The following is a 22,473-nucleotide window of genomic DNA, read 5'->3' on the forward strand; positions in this document are numbered from 1 at the left end:
TTAGAATCTATTTTAAATTTTCCAACTCATTACATACTGTTCATCGTCGAAAAGAGCAGCTTCTTTCGTCAGAAAGAGAGGTCGAAATGTATCAACCATCACTGCATATTCTTTGGTTTCCTTTGCGCCAATACTTTTTTCAACCGTGCCGGGATGCGGCCCGTGCGGAATCCCGCCCGGATGCAAAGTCAGAGAAGCAGTATCGATACCTTTTCTACTCATAAAATTTCCATCCACGTAATATAGGACTTCGTCCGAATCAATATTACTGTGGTTATAAGGCGCCGGTATTGCAGAGGGATGGTAATCGAAAAGCCTTGGAACAAAATTACAAACCACCATTTGTGAAGTTTCAAAAACTTGATGAACCGGAGGCGGCTGGTGAATTCTTCCCGTAATCGGTTCAAAGTCGTAAATGCTAAAAGCATAGGGATAATAAAATCCATCCCAACCAACAACATCAAATGGATGACGGTCGTAATGAAATCGCGCGTAAAGCAAACCTTTTTTTACTCGGATTTCAAAATCTCCTTTTTCTTCACGTGCAAGAAGAGATTCGGGTGGGCGAAGATCGCGCTCGCAAAATGGGCTATGCTCCAAAAGTTGCCCGAACTCATTTCGGTAGCGTTTGGGTGTTTGAACAGGAGCAAGCGACTCAATAATAAAAAACCGATGGGGTACATCGGCAAACTTGAATTGATAGGTTACTCCGCGAGGAATAACCAGATAGTCGCCCTGTTTATAACGGAGTTTACCTAAGAGCGTATCCAATTCACCCTCACCCTCATGAACAAAAAGAATTTCATCGGCACTTCCATTTCGATAAAAATATTCCATCGAATTTTCGGGTAGAGCAATTGAGATAACGATGTCGCTATTAAAAAGAATCGGTGTTCGAGCGGCAAAAAAATCACCACCGCGCTTTGCGGATTTCATTCTTAAATGGTGATGGCGAAGCCGCTTCTCGTCCCAAGGGTCAAGTTTTAAAACTTCTGTTGAGCCGAGATCAGTAATATTTGTTGGTGGTGCCAAGCGATAGGCATTTGTATAAACACCGCTAAACCCTTTGGTGCTCATCAATTCCTCGGCATAAAGCGATCCGTCAGGCTTTCGAAACTGAACATGTCGTTTATGTGGAATCTCGCCAAGTTTGTGATAAAACATTTAGTGTGATTTAAAAAAATAAAATAACTCTTGAAATTTAATAAAGTCGGTTGGTTTAACGAAGAATAAGTAGTTTTTCTAATTTTTCTGCATGAAAGGCCCCATCATTGGCATGAAGGGTAACTTTGTAAAGATAAACGCCGTTTGCAAGTTCATTGCCATCGGTATCGCGACCATCCCACTCGATTTTAACTTGCGACCCACCCGAGACAAATGGCGAGTCGATTGCTTTAAGCAACCTCCCCGAAACGGAATAAATTCGAATCGTAGCGGTAAGTGAAGATGAAACCGGTGCATTATGAGTGAAAACGAAAGCAGTAGTACTTCTAAATGGGTTTGGATAATTATAGACCGCAAAAAGTGAAGGTTCAGAAGAATTCTGAACCGTAAAATTCAGAATGCGCTCGGAGGAATTATTGAATGTATCCCAAACCTTGAACTTGAGTTCGTATTTACCATCGACGAGATTTTTAAGCGGGTATCGAACCGTGCCATCGGTAAAGCTTTCCGGGGCAGATTGAAAAAATTCATTTAAGATGACGGGATTGCGTTCATCATTATTAAGTACAAGAGATATTTCTTGACCCACGCGTTGTGTGAGGTTGATTCCGTTGGGGTCTGAAACTGTTGCCAAGAAAACCGGATTTTGAGAAACTAACCCACCTGAAACAAAGCCGGGTTCATCAAATGAGACTTCAATAAATGGACCCTCGGTATCTGCGGTAGCGTTGCTATTGGTTCCAAACAAGCGAATCTGATTAAAAAAGCCTTGCGCGTTTTGGTTGAGTAAATTGCTTTGTGAATTGGCAGATTCTTGCCAAGCGGTGAGTGAAATTCGTCCTGTTCGAAGCGAATCGTAACTGATGTTTTTTGGGATTACAAAGTTAACCCGAAACTTCCCATTCTGAATATTGACAGTACCCCGATAAATGGCGGCGTTTTGAACCTCAAAGAAACTATCAAAACTGCCTGCGGCATTGTTATCTGTTCCAAGCTGGCGTGAAGCGTCGAATACAACAATTGAAGCTTTCCCATTAAATCCGGTTGAAATGGTGGAATCGATGTTGCGAATTGACCCTGAAATCGTTGCTCTTCCTAAAGCAGGAAGATTGATTACCCCTATTGGCGTGGGTGAAGTTGAATTAATCGAATCAATCGATGCTGTAATTCCACCGCCCACCAATCGCAACGCCGGGTCACCCAAAAGAAAAAACTTTTCAATATCATTTAAAAATCCGCTTGCATATAGACTAGACTTGAATCGAAAGAGAATTTCGCCTAAAGTAAAATATTGAAGATTTGAATCGCGCTCAAAGATTGAACGGAATAGAATAGGCGGATAAGCGGAACCACTTGAAATTAGGATTGAGCGGCTATTGGTGATTAAAGCGATTGCGCCACCATCTTGAAGGAGAAACATCGCCTCGCCACCACTTTGTGAATTCGGGTCGTCGGCCCGTCCAAAGTCGCAAGTGGCAGTAACTGCCAGCGTCATTCTCTTACGATTTGAAATTAAAGGTAGTGAAAATGAGGGTTCAAAAATTCGCTCTGCTGTCCATACCGTTGGATTGCCGTGACCGATGTAATTCGTGGCGACGGCACCCAAGTTAATTTGACGAATGATTTCATTGAAAGCGTCGGGACGGCGAAGTCCGCCGGTGGAGCGCTCAAATCGATAAAATCCTGAATACACTTTCACAGGATTCATATAGGGTGCGGTTGTTAGCATTTGGCTGATGGTGAATTCGCTATCAAAACAGAAGCGATTCCCATCATTTCCTTCATTGCCATTTGGGCCATCATCAGCAACAAAAATTGCACGATTTCGCCAATCCCCTTGGTCTGAGGCGGTTTCATATTCAATGATTTTATCAACAGCAAGCGCGGCATTCGAAGCTGTTTGAACAGTAATTCTCCCTATTGCAAGATCCGGGCGAATATCTTCACCATCAACGGCAACAAAAAAATCGTCGGTTGTTTGAATTTGATTGGTGTAACTAAAAAGGTTTTCTTCTGTTTGATGTGTTGGCACTTTTGAATAACCTGCGCCCAAAATATTGCGAGGATCCCAATCGCCATCGCCAAAAAGGAGAACGTGCTTGGGTTTTGCAGTTTCGCTTGGGGCATTGTCATAAAGAAACTTCACAAAATCTCTTATGGCCGTGAAATCTTGCTTACCCCCCGAAAATTCGTTAAAGATGGATTCAACCGAAACCGTTATCCCATTCAGCGCTTCAGCTCCCCATAGTGTCCGGTTTGAACGATAGTCGCGAAGTCTCTCTGCTGCCGCTTCGAAATCCTTCCCATAAACAATGATGTAATTTGGATAAGCTGATTGAGAAAGCAAAGAGAGTCCCTTTAAATTTTGATTAGCAACTGCACTGGCAGAGACTGGCCGTTTAAAGGAAATACCATCTCCGAAATACACATATTCACGGTAGGAATTCAGGAGTGATGTTGCTCGAAAACTCAAGACGCCTGAATTAAAAGTCGTTCCAGTTAGAGCAGTGATTTCAGATAAATTTGTGATGTCCCAAATTGTGCCGGATTGAGAAGCATTTCTCACTCGGTATTCAACAATGCCCGAAGCGGTTTGTCCGGTTAAAGAATTGAATTTCAGAAACCCGTTTCTTGCTTCGATTCCACGCCAGTATTGTAATTCTGCCCAGTCAGGATAGAATGTTGAAGCTGAATTTGAAGCGGAAAAATCAAGATCAAGCCTTGAGGTTTCACCGGTTATTCTGGTGGCATCAACAGTTGCATTGAGATTAAGCAAGGTTGATTCTTGATAAAATCCGCTTGGTTGAAATACGGATACTTGTCTGATTTGACGGCCATTTTCGGTTAGGGTAAAGAGTTCTGTCTGGCGGCTTTGTGCTACGGCGCGAACTCGGTAAGTAATGGGTCGATTGCGATCAATCCCCTCTGCAGATATGGTATAGGTTTGCCGCGAAAGTGTTGAACTTAAAGCACGGTCATAAAAATTTAGGCTGGTGTTAGCAAAATTCACACGGTCGTTCTCTACAAAACTTAGGGTTTGAAACGATTCCGGACTTGAGATGGGATTGCCGGTTTCTGAAGGCAAAGATAAAATCCTTTTTCCATCCTCTCCCTCAGTTGAAAGAAAAGCAAAAGCTGAATTCGATTGACGATTCAAGTAATGTGAAAGTTGATTGTTTCTGAAAACAAAACCCGAAGCACCTGTTGCATAAAACAAAATGGCATCACCATCATCAAACCGTCCATCACTTTCTCCGGTAACAAGGATGGGGATTTCACGCAAATCTTGAATTCGTGAAGTGTTTACTTTTAGATCAAGTTCTTCGGCACCATTGAAGTAAATCTTGAGTTTCCGAGGATTTAAGCCGGAGGTAGAAATTCCAATGGATTCGAGATAGGCTCTATCTAAGCGATAAATACCTTCCTCCCGAAGCTCTAAGCGAACGAATCTTCCTGTTTTTAAGACGCTTTCCCGAAAGGTGTTTTGAAGTTTTGGGATGGAGAATCGGTTGATAACGCCATAGTTAAGAAATTGAGAAAAGAAGTTGTGCTCACCTTTCACTTGTTGCGAAGAGCGATTAAAAAAAGCATTTGTAGGAGGTGAATCAACGGTGGCGTAACGGATTTTGAGTGTGATCCTTTCAATTTTTTCTAAAGTTTTTCTTTTAGGTGAAAATCGCAAAGGAGAGATGATTACGCTTATTGACGGGTATCCACGAACGATTTCAACCTTTCCAACTTGAACCGGTGAAACAAACGACTCCAAATTGTATTTATTTCCTTGGTTGTAAGAAATAGAGCCACTTTTAAAATTTTCAAATGGAATCGGAACAAGTGTTGTGTTTTGAAGGGAAACAGATTTTATTTCAAGAATCTCAACTGTTGGATTTGCCATCGAAGGTAATAAAAGTGGGACGATACGGCTTGGGGATTTTGGGTCACCGGGCTCACCAAGTGTGACACCATTGAGAAATTGATACTCTTGAAATGTAACTCCCCCCGATTGAATAATTGTGGCTTGACCATTCTTTTCCCATTGAGGGATAAATGAAAAAATGATTTCGTTTTGATTTTGAGAAAGAACCGTGATGTCTTTAGTTGAAGCAATCTTTGGCTGTGAATATGCGGTATGACCAAAAAGAAAAAGGATGGAAAAAAGTAATCGGATTGAATCAAAAAATTCAACTGAATTGATGTTACAATGACGAACATCATAACGAATTCGATAGATAAAGTCTTTGAATTTGAAAAGGGAGAAATGGCACAGAACGGTCATAACCGAATTACGATTCCGATTGATTTTGATGATAAAGTAAAATTTAATATAGCACCCCCGTTGTGTGAGGACAAGTATTGAATTTTCTCTTTTTCAATTGAAAAAAACAGAATTAAATCCTTAATGAAATTGGCTAACTTTCAGGAGAAAAAAAATGAAAGGAGTTAACCAATGCCGCCATATTCCCAATTTCCCAATAAAACCAATGGTGATAAAGACTATTCGCCTGTGAAAACACTCATCCCCAATAAGCCAAATGAAACACTTTGCAGCAGTTGTGGGCTTTGTCATATCAGAACTTGGCCTGTAAAGGAAAGCTTTGAAAGTTGTGTTTTTGAAAACGGATGGCTTTCGGGTGAGGCTCAGCTTTTTGGGCGAAGTCGATCACTTTCTGATGAAAAGGGCAATCAAGATGAATTGCGTTTTGGAATTTATAAGAAGCGCTTTATTGCCAGAATGAAAAAGCCGGTTGCAGAATCTCAATGGAGTGGGATCATCACCTCAATCGCGACAAAGGCACTGAGCTCAGGACTTATCGAGGGTGTGGTAACACTTCACAGAAGCAAAGCGGATTTCTTTTTCCCGGAACCTGTACTAGCCACAAACCTTGAGGATATTCAAAAAGCAAAAGGAAATAAACCGGTGATTTCACCCGTATTAAAGAGCCTCGAAACGGCTTACGAAAAGGGGTTCAAAAAATTACTTGTTATCGGTGCAAGCTGTCATATTCATGTCTTGAGAGATTTTCAAAAACGACATCCTTATCTCAGAGACATTGAAATTTATACTGTAGGTATTCCCTGTGTGGATAACATCAAGCCAAAAAATCTTCGGTGGATTCTTTCAAAAATTTCCCACAACCATCAAACGGTCAATCATTATGAATTTATGCAGGATTTCACGGTTCACTTAAAGCATCACGATGGCGAGTTAGAAAAAGTTCCTTATTTCAGTTTACCTCAAGAATTAACCCAGACCGATGTTTTTGCTCCAAGTTGTCTCTCATGTTTCGATTACTTTAACAGCCTTTCTGATATTACGGTAGGTTATGCCGGTGCACCGCTTGTGGGAAATGAAAAGCTTCAATGGGTATTTCTTCGAACTGAGAAAGGTGAAGCTTTATTGAATCTCATTGAAACTGAATTGGAGATTTTTCCGGAAGTAAGTGGAGGGAATCGAAAAGAGGCTGTGAAAGAGGGAATTAAAGCATTTATCAATCGATTACATTCAGATAAAATTGAATCGGGAAGAAAAATACCGATTTGGGCGGGGATGCTGCTCGCAAAACTCTTTCAAAAAATCGGGGTGAAAGGGGTGGAATTTGCTCGGTACTCAGTGGATTATCATTTAATTCGAAATTATTTTTTCGTGAAAAAAAATTATCCCGAGAAATTGAAATCGCTTATCCCGCCAAATGTCTATGTGATTTTGAAGGAATACGGCTTTGAGAATGAAAAAAGCTCCTAATACTTGATTTGAGATGATCGAAAAAATAGGTTGCTTAATCAAACAAAATTTCTCTTGAATCGATAACGCTGCCGTATTGGCATAAAAGTTTGTAGGTAAAACCTCCGCCGCTCTTAATTCGAATCGGACAGCCGTAACAAATGCCGATTCCGCAACCCATTGTTGATTCAATTGAGACTTCGCAAGGTATTGAGTTTTCGTTACACAAATTCGAGAGTGCCGAAAGCATCGGGTTTGGACCGCAAGAAAATACGCGAAGTTTTTCACCGTCAAATTTTGGAAGCATTGAACTAAAGAGTTGAACGCTGTTTCCCTTGAATCCCTTGCTGCCATCGTCTGTGGCAACGGAAATATTACTTAGTCCTTTTTCTATAATTTCGGATGCATTTCTTGCGCCAATAATGTTTACTACTTTTTTGCCAAGCTTAAGAAGGGTTTCTTCTAAAAGAGCCATCGGCGCAACACCAATTCCGCCCGAAATCAAAACTGCTGTATCAAAGTCGTTTTTATCGTAACCAAAAGTATTTCCAAGTGGGGCAAGCGTTTGCAGCCGGTCTCCTTTTTTGCAACGGTAAATCAGGTCTGTTCCAATGCCAACGCGTTTGCTCATAATTTCAATGGTTTCTCCCGAAATGGAATGAATTGAAAAGGGACGACGAAGCAAAGGAGTTAAGCTATCGGAAACCTTGATTTCTAAAAATTGCCCTGCCTTTAAGGCTTTTGAAAATGTTGGGGCATGAAGCGAAACTACATTTATGCTTTCGGTAAGGTGATGATTTTCAAGGACTTCTAAAAGCTCATCTGTCGGATTAGGCGACTCTGTCATGATAAAGAAAATTGATTTGAAAGAGTGCAAAGAAAACCAATTAAACGGGGATAGACAAGTTCACTTTTTTGGATTCTGTCTTTGTGGCGGATTTGATTTTTGCTGAGTTTGAGAAGGAAGAGAAAATAGTGACTTTGATTGAGCGGTATCTGGCGTGCTTCTTTCCGGTTTTGATGGAGAAGAAGGGAGAATTGCCGGAGAAATTGAACCCGGCGGCTTTACTGAATTTTCCTTGTTAGGTAATGATGAACTTTTTAACGAATCGTTTAATGGAATAAAATTTGGTGCTTTTGAAGAATCAGAAGAAGTAGGTTTGATTGATTTGCTGCTATCAATTCCATTTAAATAGGCTTCCCAAATCTTCAATTTTTCAGAAATCGTATTGAATTCAGGTGAATCGGGAAAGCGAGAAGCAAGCAACTGATATTCAGTCAATGCTGAGTCACGATTTCGAAGTTCGGTTTCAAAGAGATATCCTTTTGCTAAAATGGCTTTGGGAATAAAACTTGATTTCGGAAAAAAAGATTGTAGGGAATCAAGCAATTGAAAAGCTCTTTTTGCATTTCGGTCATTGGTCGCTTCGACTGCTTTGGCGTATAAAGCCTCGTCAGGCTTGATTTCTGAAAGCATCGGGAGATTATAAAACACGCGTATCCGATTGGAATATCTTCCCTTCGGGTAAGATTTAAGGATAATTTGAAACAGAGAATCTTGAACCACTGCGTTATTCATTGAGCGATAAACATCTGAGAGTGAAAAAAGACAAGTCTCTTTAAGGCGTGAAACAGCCATTGCAAGACTATCCGGAAATTTTCTTTCCTCCTCAGTGCATTTTTTTACTGTAAACTTGTACCAGTAAATCGCAGAATCTGGAATGGGGAGCGTAAAATGGAAAAATGAAGCAATCTCAGAATAGCGGTTCAGAAGTTCGAATTTATAATTATAAAGTGTTGAAGTATCCGGCGCAGTTTTGTAGGTTTTTCTTTCCTTAGATCTCAAAACGAGCTGATTGCCAACGGAAGCAATTTCATTGAACGCATCACGAAAACCCATTGATACAAAAAATGTTCTTCGATATTCAAAGCGTTTACGGCGATTAAGGAGCGATGAGGTGCCTTGGGTTAGTGCCAAGGAATCTTGAATACGCTTGGCTTCTTTAAGGCTATCGACCATTTTACTCTCTTTCGTTACAGCAACAACGCCCAATTGTATGGTGCTGTCAAGAGTTCCGATAGTTTCATAGAGCCAAAGAATTTTTTCAACGCGTTCGGAAGCTATTTTCGCTTCTTGCGCGATTTCGCCTTGTGGGTACTGAACTCGCGCTGTGTCGTAAAGAGCTTTGGCTGCTTCATAATCACGAGAGATTTCTTGGCGAATTCGACCCAACCTAAAAAAACTCTTTGCAGCAGATTCAGTTCGCGGGCTTTTTCGAATAATTTCAAGATAGAGATTGATTGAAACACCTAAACGCTCAATCTGTGTGTAACACTCGGCGAGTTCGTAGCGGATATCACCAAATTTTTCGAAGTTCTTATCGTCTCCAAGCATATCCTCAAATACACGGATGGCTTCATCATAGACCTTTTGTTCGCGGAGATCGATGCCATAACTTAGTTCTGCGGTGTACTTTAAATCAAAATTTGGGTCGAGCGTTAAGATGAGTTTGTACGACTCAGCAGCCTTTTTGAAATCACCGATTTGATCATAAACCCGGGCGAGCACAAAAGCTGCTCGTGCACGCAAATCGTAATCTTTCACCAACGGTATTCCCAATTCTATTTGCCTCGTGGTTTCTGCAAAATCGTTATCGGACAATGCTAACTGTGCTAAGACAAAATGTGCCTCCCCACGAACATTAGGCGAGCTCTTTTCGGATAAAATCACAGAACCTAAAACTGCTCGAGCTTCTTCAAAAATCTGCATAGCTGCAAGGGTTCTGCCATACCAAAAAGTTGCCTCATCAACAACATCGCCTTCAGGATAATTAGAAAGTATTTCCTTAAACTTTCGTTCAGCCGGTTGAAATTCTTTTTGATGGTAGTAAGCTTTTCCTAAAAGAAGGAGCGCATCATCCGAGAGATCGCTTGCTGCATGCGCTTGCAATACAATCGAGGTTTTTCGAATGACATTATCAAAAAATTGCTTTCCTGAAGCAGCATTTTCGAGAGATGGAAAAATGGTGAGCTTTGCTTTTTTTGAATAGTCTTGTGTTGTCCGAATTGCAATAATCCCACGCTCATATTCAAGTTTGGCGTTATGGAAGGCGTTAAAGTAGCCAGTAAAATTATGATAAACCTTCCCCATAATGCTGTCATCTGTGCTTTCACAAGACAAGAGAGAGAGAACGAAAATCAAGTAACCTGCTCCCGAATACATTCGAAAAGCATTTTTTGAAAACCGAGTGTTACAGCGTTTAACTAGATTCACTTATCCTGATGCAAAAGCAAAATGAAGGGATGAAAAAATTTAAGATTTAAGTTAACACACCGCAATCAAAGAAAAGAGGGTTAAATGGGTGTAAAAACCAATTGAGATTTTAGGCCGATTCTTAAGGGGGGAAGCCGACTTAAACTTTTTGAAAATTGATTAAAGATTACTTCCTGCTTCTTCCTGAAATGCATGAAGTTGAAGCGATTTCAAAGTCACATAACGAAGTACCGCTTCATGTGTTGATTTCAAGATCACTTTGGGAGCCAGTCCGGCATCAAAGGCCTCCTTCCAACGCGATGCACATAAACACCATTTGTCACCCGACTTTAATCCCGGAAATCGGTATTCCGGGCGTGGGGTAGAAAGGTCGTTTCCCATTGCACGCGAAAATTTTAGGAATTCATCGGTCATAATCGCACAAACCACATGTTTCCCGCGGTCATCGGGTCCGGTTTGGCAAAACCCATCTCTATAATAACCGGTTAAAGGTGAAGTGCAGCAGCATTCAAGTTCGCCGCCCATTACATTTTTTGCTTTTGCTAGTGACATAGGGTTTAGCTGTAGGTTAATAGGTTTTCTTTTCAGATTCAGCTGCTTTTGATAAACGCACTGCCTCATTGATACCTTTTGGCTCGAATGATTTAGGCATCTGTTTCAAGGGATGTTTCGTTGCTAAACGATTGAAAAAAGGGTTGGATTCCGGATGTTCCTTATAGAGTAATGAGGTTTTAAACCCTTCTGCTAATGACTCTAAAAGATAAGAACGCTTGAATGGTTTTATAAGGTACTTATAAATATTGACTTGATTAACCAATTTCATCGCAACCTCTGCATCCTGACTATCAGTGAGAATAATAATCACAAGGTGGGGATGAGTATATTTAACGGCTCCAATAAAGTCGTTAAATTGAAAGCCTGAATCCCCCGAAAATACTTCTGTCACCAGAATTGAAATAGGCCGCTGAACAATGACTTCATACGCTTGAAGTGCACTTGTAAATGAATGAAGGGAAAAGTTGGAAGAAAGGAGTTCTTGAAAGGCGCTGAGATGTTTCGGGTTTTGATCAATAAAAACAATTTCCGGCTTAATTTTTTTGATTGAAGAATCAAGAACTTTGGAGGGTGAATGAATTACATCGAGTTTTTCATTCTGGAATTGATGATTTATCCGCTCTTTTGTTGCTTCAACCGCTTTGCTCCGTGCATTTCTTGAATATTCAATTCCAAGCTCAACGGTACTAATCAATCGCTCTCGATTCCAAGGTTTCATGATGTAGCGAAATATTTCTCCATTATTGACTGAAGAAATAGTGGCATCAAGATCGGAGTAACCGGTGAGCAAAATTCGCGTTGTGTTAGGAGACATCACCTTTGCTTTTGCAAGAAATTCAGATCCGGTCATTTTAGGCATCCGTTGATCGGAAATAATGACATCAATATCTTTGTTCTTTTCAAGGATTTGAATGGCATCGAATCCGTTTGATGCCTTGAAGATGGTAAACTCTTCAAAAAGATAGGTGAGGGTCTGAAGCATATATTCCTCATCATCAACAATTAATAAGCGCCCTTTTTGCAAAATAGAAGAATGAATGAATTGTGAATGAAAAAGGAATATTTATGAGGGTTAAATACTTACTTTTTAGAAGACTTTAATAGCTCAGAAAGCTTTTCACGCTCTTCAGGAGACATTTTCTTTACCTTGTCTTCTACAGAATCTTCTTCAAGTGATTTATTGAATTCTTCTTCAAGACCGGTTTGCGCACGCTTAAATTCGTTGATGCTCTTTCCTAATCCACGTGCCAACTCGGGAAGTTTTTTTGCACCGAAAAAAAGCAACGCGATAAGAAGGATAATAATCAGCTCTTGTCCACCCAATCCGAACATAGTTGTAAACTTTTGGTAAAAATTAATAATTGATTAACCTTAAAATACAAAACAAGTCCTTTCAAATTACAGCCCTGAGAGATTTTTACAAGTAAAAATTTTGGTACGGAAGAAATCAAGGAAGTTTCCTACGATTCCAATATCTTCGCGAAGTTTTCACTTTAGTAAACAGGGTGCTTGCCTTAAGAATTTAGTCGCTACGAAATGTTAGGGATGATAATCAATCACATTTCAAGATTGTTTAACCTTGAAATGGCCTTTTTTCGCCTTTGTTTTACGAGGGAATTGCAATTCCGAGCCAATTTCATTCTCATTTTTTTTATGGATGTGGTTTGGTACGGAGTGAATTGGTTGTTTTTCGAGATAATTTACCTTAATACGGAAAGTATTGCCGGGTATAATCGAGAGGAAGTCCTGTTCTTTATCGCCACAACGTTTGTGATTGATGGAATAGATATGACTTTCTTTGCCTCATCAATGTGGATGCTTCCCGATGCGGTTCGTAAAGGCGATTTTGATTTAATGCTCTCAAAACCGGTTTCACCGTTAGTTTATGCAACAATGCGCAATGTGTCTTTGGGCTCCTTGTTAGACACAATTCTCGCCTTTCTCATATTAGGATATGCTTGGAGTCAGTTAAACATTGTCCCTTCAGGTTTTGAAGTCGTTGCTTACATTTGCTTGCTTCTTTCAGGCCTTGCGATTATATACTCATTGCAACTCTTTTTCTCTGCGCTCAGTTTTATTTTCGTTGGTCACGGCAGCGGTTTAAATATGATGTTTCATCATCTCTATCAATTTGCAATGAGACCCGAGGCCATTTATAAGGGCGGGTTAAGATTTTTCTTGCTGTTTTTATTACCAATGATTGTCATTTCTGCTCTTCCGGCAAGAGTCATCATAAAAGGATTTGAACCGGAAAATTTTATACTTTCTTTGGCTGTTTCAATAGCATTTTTTTTTGGGGTTCGCGCTTTTTTTTATTGGGCGCTTCGCCGATATGAGAGTGCTTCAAGTTAGTTAAGATTTACTTTTTACTAAACACCAATCAATCCAATGGCAGTTCAATTAGATTCTCAAGTAAAAGCAATGATTTCATTGCTTGATGATGATGACGAAAGCATCTTTAATGTTGTATCCCAAAAACTTTTACCGCTTGCAGGTACAGATAAGCCTGAAGCAGCAGAAATCCTCAAACTGATTTTAGAAAAAAAGAATGAATCGAAGGAGCGGGTGCAAATTCGCATTGATAACTTTATTGATAAACTTCAATTTGAAAAATTGAAATCAAAGTTCAATGCAGCTTTGATGGAAAATGCTTCGATTGAAGATTTTTCTTTCCTAATTGCTCAAATCGGTTTTCCGGAACTTGAAGTTAAAAAGTATCGTGAAGAATTGAACCGCTTGGAAAGTGTCTTGCGCCTTGATTTTGCGGGAAATCGCGATATGACCGATATCGATAAAATCATTATGATTAGTGTTGTCCTTTTTGAGCGTGAAGGATATCGCGGGAATTCAGGAGCCTATTATGAACCTGATAATAGTTATCTCAACCGTGTGATGGATCGCAAACTTGGAATCCCAATCAGCTTAGGAGCCGTTTTTCTTGCTTTAACAGATCGGCTCGGGATTCCTGTTTTTGGGGTCAATATGCCTTCGCATTTTATGCTAAAATATGAACAGAAAAAGTTTGGGCCTGAGATTTATGAGATTTTTATCGATCCGTTTAATCAAGGGAGAATTCTTGAAAAGCAAGATTGTATCCGTTTCTTAACGAATTCCGGTTATGGCTTTGTGGAACAATACCTTGCAAAGGCTCAAACCATCGATATTGTTGAGCGCATGCTGAATAATCTCCGCAACAGTTACACCGAATTAAGCCTTTCTTCTAAAGTCATTTTAATAGAACGCTACTTGGATCTCATTCGTGAGTTTCGTGGTGATGAAATGAGTCAAGACGACGGCGCTTTAGGCTTAAGCGAATCAGATAGCGATTTGGATGAACCGGAGGAATAAGATTCACTTCAATGACACATAATTCTTGTATTTCGAATGCAGCAAAAATTGCTGTCCTTTTTATTTTTTTGCTATTCAATCCATCTTTCGCGCAATCGCAAACTCTCGAAAGCAAATGGCGATATGAACTTTCGTCACCCCTATTTCGCCCACTTCTTGCCGACAACAAAGAGCCGAGAATAGGGGTAACCAACTATCTCGAGGGCAACCAATTGCTTTTGGATATTGGCGCCACAACGGATTTGGTTGAATATGAAACAGCTAAAATTTATGAAGGTGATACATTGCTTACCACCTATGCTTTTGGAGCCGATTTTGGAACATTTTCGTTACTACGCAAAGATCCTAATTTTAAGTTTCCTGTTGAAGCCGCCGATTATATTTTTGGCTTTTATTTGAGCTTTCAACGTCCTTTAGGTGATTTTTTTGGTGAAGAAACATATCTCTCCGCAAGGCTTCGGGTCTCACATATCTCTGCTCATTTAATTGATGGTAGCTATGACAATACCCTTGGTGTATGGCGAAATGGCGAACCCCCGTTTGTTTTCAGCCGTGAATTCATCAATCTTGTATTGGGTTATGGGTCAGATTTGTTCCGGTTCTATTTGGGCTACGAGTTTCTGATTCATACAATTCCGAATGGCTTTTCAGCTCATAGCTTTCAGGCCGGTTTGGAGCATCTCGTTCCTAATCTTGCAGGTACAGGCGTTTCTCCTTTTGTGGCGGTCGATTTCAAACTTACGCCGGTTTGGCGACGAGAAATCCAAATGACACAAGGATTAGCTGGCACAACCAGTGTCATGATTGGGGCAAAAACTGGCGACATTGGTAAACGTGGGATTCGCTTGTTTTACAATTATGTTGGTGGGAATGGATGGCGAGGAATGTATCGAACGGAAAGCGTAGAATATCATAGCCTTGGGTTTATAATCGACCTGTAGCAAGCGAGTATGTCCTAAGCTTTTTGAAGTGAAATTTCGAAACGACTTAATATTAAAATTCAGGGTCTAAACCGTGCATCACAGCACACATTCGACATATTTTTTTAGACTCGTGTTTCATAAACCATTGTTTTTTGGCGTTGAACCATAAATCACAATCGTCTTCTTCACACTTCTGAAATCCGATATCTTCAGCAAATTGATGAATCATTTCAAGTGTCACATCACCGCTTATGGGATTCCCTTTGAGCGACTGTTCTTCAATAAGTGCAGCTTTGATAACACCAATGCTGGCAACAGTTTTGAAAAGCTGTAATCGCTCTAACGCTGTGTATTTATTTGGCTGGAACATAAATTCTCGATAATCTCAGATTATAGAAATGTTCAAAATCAAGTGAAAAATGAATGGCTGAAGAAGTTTTAACAACGAATGAAATAAGCAAAGAGAAGCTTTTAACGTTCTCAAATGCGTTAAGTGTTCTTAGAGTGGTGTGCGTTCCTTTTTTTATTTGGTCACATCAAGCAGGAGAAAATTCGCTTGCAATGATCATTTTTGCGATTGCCGTTGCAAGTGATTGGTTTGACGGGAAAGTGGCTCGATGGACAAACACGGTTTCTGATTTAGGAAAAATCTTAGACCCTTTAGCCGATAAAATCACCGGTATTCTCGTGGCCGGTTATGCCGCATACATTAATGAGATACCGTTTTGGTTTCTTTTTCTCTTGGTTATTCGCGATGGTCTTATTTTCAGTGGAGGAATTTATGCGAAAAGAAAAAAGCATTTAATTACCACTTCGCTTTGGGCGGGAAAAGTAGCGGTAGGTTTTCTTGCAGGGATGCTCGCCGCGGCACTCTGGCGAGAACCATTTTTTGACCCATATCTCTCAAGGGTTTTTGTAAGAGATGCTTGTATGTGGATTTCGCTTTTTTTATTGCTTTATTCCTTCGGTCAATATGCTGTTCGCTTTTACGATATTTTGAAAGGGAAGCCAGTTAAAATGCTTTAGTTCTAACCATTAATTTTGAGTTGAAATGTTGGTAAAAGATATTCTAGAAAAAAATAAGGTTTCGTTCAGTTTTGAATTCTTTCCTCCCAAGCAAGATGCAGATTGGGATAAGCTTTTTCATAATATTGCGGAATTGATGTCATTACGACCGGCATATGTCAGTGTTACATATGGCGCTGGTGGAAGCACGCGAGACCGCACGCACAATTTGGTCGTGCGCCTTCAAAATGAAACCAATCTTACTGTTGTCTCTCACCTGACAACTGTTGGCGCAAGAGAAGAAGACATTTTTGATATTCTTAAGCGTTATGATGAAAACAATGTTCACAACATTTTAGCCTTACGTGGAGACCCGCCAAAAGGTCAAATTGAAAATAGCAATCCCCATCAAAGCTTTAAATATGCCGCCGAGCTCGTGATGTTCATAAAAAAGAATTTTCCTTCGATGGGCGTTGCCGTAGCAGGTTTTCCAGAAGGCCACCCTGCAACACCAAATAGATTAAAGGAAATTGACTTTTTAAAAGCAAAAGTTGATGCAGGTGCGGACTATATCGTTACTCAACTTTTTTTTGATAACTACGAGTTTTATGACTTCTGCGAGCGCTGTGATCTTGCCGGAATCAAGGTTCCAATTGTAGCAGGGATAATGCCCATCGTAGGTCGCTCCAATATGCAACGGATGGCTGAGCTTTCTCCCGGAACACGTTTTCCGGCAAAATTATTGAAAGCCATAGGGCGTGTCAGTGATTCAGATGTTGAAAAGGTTGGTCTTCATTGGGCAACCGAGCAAGTTAATGACCTCTTAAATAATGATGTAAGAGGGATTCATTTCTATACACTTAATAGCTCAAAATCTACACTCAAGATTTGTGAAACATTAGGGCTCGCTTCGCAAAAAACAGAAGTCGTATAAAGTAGTCGTATAAAATTAATAACTGGTAATAATAACCTTCCTCATTAAGGCTCAAGCGCAGTTTTAGGTTGGTTTTGAAGGCTATCGGTTGGGTTGATGCGTCTCGAAGAATCAGGCGAAGCTTGAAGCAAAGCTTTATTTTCTTTGCGCTGAGGTTCTTCACCGAGTAAACCAAATAAGGTTTGAACATATGTTCCCCAACGGTCAAAAAATTCATTCCAACTTCGAAAGTTTTCTCGATAACCAACACTAAACCCCCATACCGTTGGATTGACTTGGGCAAGCGTATTGAATTGAGCTGCATTTTCAGCTCGGTAAGCTTCAAATACAATGCTTCGGCTAAATTGATATTCCAATCGTTGAGTATTACTACTTCTTAAATTTTGATTTAGATTCTGAGGGTCATTCGGGTTCTCTGATGTTTGGGTTTGATTTGTAGCGCTTCCTAAGTTTGAAGCCGCGCCAACAAACGTCAGTTTTCCACCGGTGCCCGGAATGCTGTAAGCTAGCGATAAATCGAGACCACTGATTCCGCCTTGCGCATCGCGGCCAATCCCGACATTAATGGATTGAATTCCTGCGATCTTTGAAGTCAATCTTGAAAGCTGCGCAGAAAGCAAACCGGCACTTGCTGTAAGACCGGCGCCAGCAAAAGCGCCTTGTATGGCATTTCCTAAACTCACTTGTGAGAGTTCGCCGGGTTTGGCATACCACTGCCGTGCATAAAGTAAAAGCACGAAATTCGGAAATGCGTAAGGGTCATCAGTCCCTTCAAGGGTTGAGTTTGGCTCCTTATAGAGTATCTCAGTAGCTTGGGCACTATTTTCGCGTAAGCTGTAACCACTTTTAACATCGGGGCTCATAATCGTACCTAAAATTTTCAACGAGAGAGAGACAAAGTCAATGACATCTGCAGCGTTCTTTTTTCCGGGAATTCTTAGAATTTCCGAGTAGCCCGCATTGATATCCAATTTTGCATCTAAAAAGCTGCCACTTTCCCAATAAATGCGACTTCCGGGGCGGATATCAAATCGCGTGCTGTAAAAGTCATAAGTTCCTCCAGAGACTATTGCATCGCCATAAACGGTATAAACCCCGCTTTTCTTTTGAATCCGTAGCCTTAACTGATCAAGATTTGCGCTAAGACTTTCGCTGATGAGCCGGTTAAAGATCATTGCATAACTAAATCGTTGGCTAGATTGAAGGGTGAGATTCATTTCCAAAAGATCCAAAAATGTCGGTTGATATGCGATGACCTTCGACTCTGAAAAAAATGTTTCAGAGCCTGTTTGAATACCAAGATTTAGGGTAGGATCTTCAGGCGGTTTTGGTTTAATAAGCGTATCCTCAACAAAAACAGTCGAGATAAATTTATTTGCTTCTGCAAATTCTTGAGAAACCACAGAGCCGGAGCGATACTGGGTGAGGTCACTCTCTCCAAGGGTGACTGTGCCGGTCAAATAAGGCTGGTCTAGCGTTCCGGATAAACGTATGTTATCGGTAGAACCTCGAATAACCCCAAAATAATCGGAGCCTTTTGAATCAGGCTTTTGCATTAAAGTGAAATTTCTTGCAATCGCGGAAATCGTTATGTTTTTGGGAGAAAAAAAGTCGAGTTCCAATTTGCCATTAAGAAACGCATACCCCCCGGCATCATCGTCAAGTCTAAGTCGGTTCCAATCAATTAAGTCGGGAGTAATTCGAACTTCTCCATTAAATACATAGGGCGTTTCGGTTCCATAAATTACACTTCGAACATCGGTCAGCATGCATAAAAGTGAAATGGATAATTTCTTTGAACTTCCGCCAAATTCTCCATCGAGCCTGATATCTCCGGTCGTATTTGTCAAAAAGGGCATAAAAAATTCGAGAATTTTTGCATCGATATCTGTTGATGATAGTTGCCCTTTAACAGGTTTATCTGGCAAGCGATCTTCAACTTCAACCATTTGAAGATTTATGGGAAACTCCAAATTACCGATGATATGATTTTTTCGATATCGTTTCGATGAAGGTGAGGGAATCAAATTTGAATCAACATTAGCCTTAAAATTTAATGCAAGAATTTCCTTGGAATAATTGCCGTCAATGGAAAGATTCCCAATATCAATTGTCTCATAACTGAAATCATTTAGTGAAGAGCGGAGCTTGATGATTGGGCTATTTAAATTCCCCTCGATATTTAGATCAAGATTGATTGCGCCTTCCAAGCGGGTATCGGGGTTTTCAAAGACAAATTGACGGATATCTGAAAGAAGGAAATTTTGAATTGAGACATTGATTTTACCATTACCGGTGCTTTCTAAAGTCCCATCGATAAAAATTTTCTGATTATTGTTTTGAAGCTCAAAATTTTTGAATTGAATGGCATTTGATCCAACCTCGGCGTGAGCTCCCGGTTTCATCTCCCAAAGATAGTCACGAGTGGCAAAAGAGAAATTGGAGATGTCAAGGATATAAAATCCTCGCTGAAATTTACCAGTTGCAATAAGGTCAATAAGTCCGTTGGTATTGGCATTGGTTGAGCGAAGGTTGATTCCAAATCCTGTACTATCATATCGAATTCCGAAGTTGCTTCGAAAAAAATCTTGATTGACCGACGAGGCACGGAAGGCATCTCCTCGAAAACGCACTGACGGGTAAAAGCGAAGTGTTGAAGAATCAATTGCGACCAATGTATCTCTGTAGAGAGATGTCCCGCGTAGCCTCCGAATATCAAAAAGCCTTGCATAACCGGCAGAGTCAATTTGTAGATTCGAATTTATGGTCAGAGACCGAGTGGTTGTGATAAATTTACCGGTCAACTTCCCTGAGGCATTGAAAGCTTCAGCCTTGAAAACAGGAGCCAATTCCGAAATACTTTTTAGCTTTAATGAATAATCAAAGTATAAATCTGGGTAAACAGAAACCGAGGAAATTTCAATCGGTGGAGAGTTCTTTTGTTTTGGGTCAGAAGCGGGAATGGTATAGTTTAATTCTGAAATCAGGCTGGAATATCGACTGCTGCTGGTATCACTGGTGCCGTAAAATTGATTGCTTTCAATTTCTGCACTGAGTTTACGTGTTTCGAAATCAATAATCGAAAACAGAGATTCTAAATCAAAATGCCCGTCGATTTCTGCATCGGCAAGGCTGCTACGCAAAGAAAGGCTCGCATCACCCTGATTTTGTAGGAGAATGAGTGTCGCCGTTGTCCCGCTAGGAAAAACGAGTTTACCAAAACGGGAGGTGTCAAAGGTTAGACTTGCATTGAGAGAGATATCTTTAAGTGTAAAATTTTCACCATTGATTTCGTAACGGAATGAAAGATCTGTAGAAAGTGAATCATTCATCAACCATTTTCCCAAAGAAAGATGAAGAAATGATCCATCAAAAGAAAATTTTGGTTTCGAAGGCTCTTGGAAATTAATTTCGCTGAGAAGAGAAACCTCTTCTTTTCCTGAGTTCAAAGTTAGATTGGCAGAAAGAAGTCTCTTTTCATATTCAATCGTAACCATAGCTGTATCGATTTGACGGCCTAAGAAGGTTGAAGATTGAATTTGCAGATAACTGAAAAGCTCGAGAGTTTGAGCCGAATATCCGCTTCCAGAAAACCGTCCTTTACAGTTAAGATTCGTAGTGTAAACCTCACTTTTCAAAAGGCTCGATAAATCCAATTGACCCACTTCAAATGACCCTGAAAAATTTCGTTTAAGACTATCTGAGGGGTTTAAAACTTCGAGTACACCGTTTACCTTTCCGATTTCAGTTACGACATTGAATGCCGAGGTCACTGAATTTTTTGTTCCTTTAGCGGATCCAGTAAATCTCACAATTCCTATTTCAGGAGCATTTGATAAATCAAAGCGGGGAAACTGTTGAGCAAGATTCTGAATATCAATCAAGCCTTCTGCTTTATCGAAAGAAAATGAAAGGAGTAATGGGTCAAGAGGATTTAGAATTTCACCGGTTAAATCGACCTTGGTATCTCCAACTTTAGCGTTAAATCGAGATATTGAAATGGAATCTGTGTTTCCCCCACCTTTCAAATAAAAACTGCAAGTGCCTTGCATTCCATAGAGAAAAGGAAAAAAGGGTTTGAATTCTGAAATATGAAATTGACTTGATTTCAATTCAAGAGTAAAAAGAGGTTTCGAATTGATTCTTCCTAAAGAATCTGAATGGGTATCAGAGTCTGAACCTAAAATTGGAAATCGAGAGAGGCTTGATGAAAATGAAATATCTGTAGAATTGGTTTTCATCATAAATGCGATCAAATCGAGGCGCGTAGCACCAAGAGAAAAGAAACCGCTTCCTTCATTGAGTTCAAATCCTGTTTGATGAATCTGGAAAGAAAGGTGGTTCAGCATGCCGGAAATCAATTCACGGTCAGTTTCAGCACTGAGTGAAAGTGAAAGCCGAGAGAAGTGAATGTCCTCAAGATTGATAGGCTCAATCCCCTCGCTTCGAAGTTGAGCGGCATCTTCACCTGATGGCGCAAGACTTAGCCTTCGGTGCCACAACAGCTCGCCATTCGTAATTGTAATGGCCTTAAACTTCATTTTCGGTAATTCACTTTTTCCGGTATCTGGCTTTATCAGCGAACTAAAATTGAAGTCTCCATTTTTCAATTGAATCAACCGCACCATTGGAGCGTGAAGTGAAATCTCTTCAATGATGACGGTTTTCCCCTCATGTAAAAGTGCATTATTCAAAACATCAAAAAAATCAAGTTTCAAGGTGATTTTTTCTGCGCTAATGGTCGGGTTCTTATCGGATGGTAACGTTAGGCGAGGTTCTTCAAGTACAACTTCAAACGGAAATCGTATCTGAAGTTTCCAAATTTCAAGCTTTCCTTCTGTCGATTCGGCAAAGCTATTCTCAATCCGATTTTTTAACCAGAATTGAAAGGCTTTGGTTTGAACAATCGAAACAGCAGTGAAGAAAAATATCAACAGCAGCGATGTGAACCAGAAAAAACCTTTTAATAGTATTTTAAGAATTGGATGAGACAATGCTTGACTAATCGGTTTATGAATCGAATTTTTTCACTTTAAACACTCTTGCATACACTTTTTGAAATTCAATGGTATGCTTTCAAAACTTTTTCGATGACATTTGAAGTGGAGCGCCCTGCCAAAAACGAAATCGTTTTCACTTCACCTCCGTGTGCTTCAACAATATCTTTTCCAACTATATTTTCGATAGCCCAATCTCCGCCTTTCACAAGAACATCGGGTATCAATGCTTTGATAACCTCGTAAGGGGTATCTTCATCAAAAACGATTACGGCGTCAACTGAACGAAGCCCTTTTAAAACATAAGCACGATCTTCTTCAGTATTGATGGGTCTCTTTTCACCCTTAATGCGTTTTACTGAAGCATCACTGTTTATCGCAACAACAAGCAAATCACCCAAATCACGCGCCTTCTGTAAATACTGAACATGTCCGGCATGAAGGATATCAAAACAGCCATTGGTAAATACAACCGATTTCCCTTTGTTTTGATTTGCTTTCACAAGCGCCTTGGCTTCACTTAGTAAAAGAATTGACGAATCCGACATTTT

The 22,473-nt window shown here is 40.2% G+C and carries 16 protein-coding genes; 6 read left to right on the forward strand and 10 right to left on the reverse strand.

The annotated features are described in order from the left end of the window. Positions 1 to 12: 12 nt before the first annotated feature. A complete protein-coding gene (locus tag SFU91_09550; GenBank protein MDX2129266.1) occupies positions 13 to 1,164 on the reverse strand; it encodes a homogentisate 1,2-dioxygenase in 1,152 nt (383 codons plus the stop codon). Positions 1,165 to 1,219: 55 nt separating this feature from the next. After that, positions 1,220 to 5,440 (reverse strand): type IX secretion system sortase PorU, encoded by a 4,221-nt coding sequence (gene porU / locus SFU91_09555; GenBank protein MDX2129267.1) that lies wholly within the window; start codon positions 5,438 to 5,440, stop codon positions 1,220 to 1,222. Positions 5,441 to 5,611: 171 nt separating this feature from the next. Here porU and SFU91_09560 point away from each other — a divergent pair, with 171 nt between their 5' ends. Further along, on the forward strand, positions 5,612 to 6,907 hold the full coding sequence (locus SFU91_09560; GenBank protein ID MDX2129268.1) for a Coenzyme F420 hydrogenase/dehydrogenase, beta subunit C-terminal domain: 1,296 nt from the start codon (positions 5,612 to 5,614) through the stop codon (positions 6,905 to 6,907). A gap of 34 nt (positions 6,908 to 6,941) precedes the next feature. Here SFU91_09560 and SFU91_09565 read toward each other — a convergent pair whose 3' ends face one another. The 5 genes from SFU91_09565 to SFU91_09585 all read right to left on the reverse strand — a co-directional run bounded on the left by SFU91_09565 (position 6,942) and on the right by SFU91_09585 (position 12,047). Continuing rightward, positions 6,942 to 7,733: a dihydroorotate dehydrogenase electron transfer subunit gene (locus SFU91_09565; GenBank protein MDX2129269.1), complete on the reverse strand. Its 792-nt coding sequence runs from the start codon at positions 7,731 to 7,733 to the stop codon at positions 6,942 to 6,944. A 60-nt stretch (positions 7,734 to 7,793) separates the two neighbouring features. Beyond that, on the reverse strand, positions 7,794 to 10,109 hold the full coding sequence (locus tag SFU91_09570; protein MDX2129270.1) for a tetratricopeptide repeat protein: 2,316 nt from the start codon (positions 10,107 to 10,109) through the stop codon (positions 7,794 to 7,796). Between the two features lie 210 nt (positions 10,110 to 10,319). Further along, on the reverse strand, positions 10,320 to 10,712 hold the full coding sequence (locus SFU91_09575) for a DUF2237 domain-containing protein (protein MDX2129271.1): 393 nt from the start codon (positions 10,710 to 10,712) through the stop codon (positions 10,320 to 10,322). 16 nt (positions 10,713 to 10,728) lie between these two features. Next, a complete protein-coding gene (locus tag SFU91_09580) occupies positions 10,729 to 11,739 on the reverse strand; it encodes a response regulator (protein MDX2129272.1) in 1,011 nt (336 codons plus the stop codon). A 56-nt stretch (positions 11,740 to 11,795) separates the two neighbouring features. Then, positions 11,796 to 12,047: a twin-arginine translocase TatA/TatE family subunit gene (locus SFU91_09585; GenBank protein MDX2129273.1), complete on the reverse strand. Its 252-nt coding sequence runs from the start codon at positions 12,045 to 12,047 to the stop codon at positions 11,796 to 11,798. A gap of 252 nt (positions 12,048 to 12,299) precedes the next feature. Between SFU91_09585 and SFU91_09590 the strand changes: the two genes are divergently transcribed. From SFU91_09590 to SFU91_09600, 3 genes are read left to right on the forward strand one after another with little or no spacing between them, the layout of a single operon-like run. After that, positions 12,300 to 13,067, forward strand: coding sequence for an ABC-2 family transporter protein (locus SFU91_09590; protein ID MDX2129274.1), 768 nt, complete (start codon positions 12,300 to 12,302; stop codon positions 13,065 to 13,067). Between the two features lie 36 nt (positions 13,068 to 13,103). Then, positions 13,104 to 14,063: a transglutaminase-like domain-containing protein gene (locus tag SFU91_09595; protein ID MDX2129275.1), complete on the forward strand. Its 960-nt coding sequence runs from the start codon at positions 13,104 to 13,106 to the stop codon at positions 14,061 to 14,063. 11 nt (positions 14,064 to 14,074) lie between these two features. Then, a complete protein-coding gene (locus tag SFU91_09600; GenBank protein ID MDX2129276.1) occupies positions 14,075 to 15,004 on the forward strand; it encodes a DUF1207 domain-containing protein in 930 nt (309 codons plus the stop codon). A 52-nt stretch (positions 15,005 to 15,056) separates the two neighbouring features. On the opposite strand, the gene SFU91_09605 is transcribed toward SFU91_09600, so the two are convergent. Continuing rightward, the gene (locus tag SFU91_09605; protein MDX2129277.1) at positions 15,057 to 15,356 is read right to left on the reverse strand and encodes a hypothetical protein; all 300 of its coding nucleotides are present in this window, start codon (positions 15,354 to 15,356) and stop codon (positions 15,057 to 15,059) included. Positions 15,357 to 15,409: 53 nt separating this feature from the next. On the opposite strand from SFU91_09605, the gene SFU91_09610 reads away from it, so the two are divergent. After that, positions 15,410 to 16,012 carry a CDP-alcohol phosphatidyltransferase family protein gene (locus SFU91_09610; protein ID MDX2129278.1) on the forward strand — a complete coding sequence of 201 codons (603 nt, stop codon included), beginning with the start codon at positions 15,410 to 15,412 and terminating at the stop codon, positions 16,010 to 16,012. A gap of 25 nt (positions 16,013 to 16,037) precedes the next feature. Then, positions 16,038 to 16,925 (forward strand): methylenetetrahydrofolate reductase [NAD(P)H], encoded by an 888-nt coding sequence (metF, locus tag SFU91_09615; GenBank protein ID MDX2129279.1) that lies wholly within the window; start codon positions 16,038 to 16,040, stop codon positions 16,923 to 16,925. Positions 16,926 to 16,969: 44 nt separating this feature from the next. Here the strand turns inward: metF and SFU91_09620 are convergent, their stop codons facing one another. Both SFU91_09620 and rfaE2 read right to left on the reverse strand, forming a co-directional pair. Then, the gene (locus SFU91_09620) at positions 16,970 to 21,859 is read right to left on the reverse strand and encodes a hypothetical protein (protein ID MDX2129280.1); all 4,890 of its coding nucleotides are present in this window, start codon (positions 21,857 to 21,859) and stop codon (positions 16,970 to 16,972) included. A gap of 128 nt (positions 21,860 to 21,987) precedes the next feature. Continuing rightward, complete coding sequence (rfaE2, locus tag SFU91_09625) at positions 21,988 to 22,470, reverse strand: D-glycero-beta-D-manno-heptose 1-phosphate adenylyltransferase (protein ID MDX2129281.1); 483 nt, start codon at positions 22,468 to 22,470, stop codon at positions 21,988 to 21,990. Between the last annotated feature and the right edge of the window lie 3 nt (positions 22,471 to 22,473).

Source organism: Chloroherpetonaceae bacterium, from assembly GCA_033763895.1.
Taxonomy (GTDB): Bacteria; Bacteroidota; Chlorobiia; order Chlorobiales; family Thermochlorobacteraceae; genus JANRJQ01.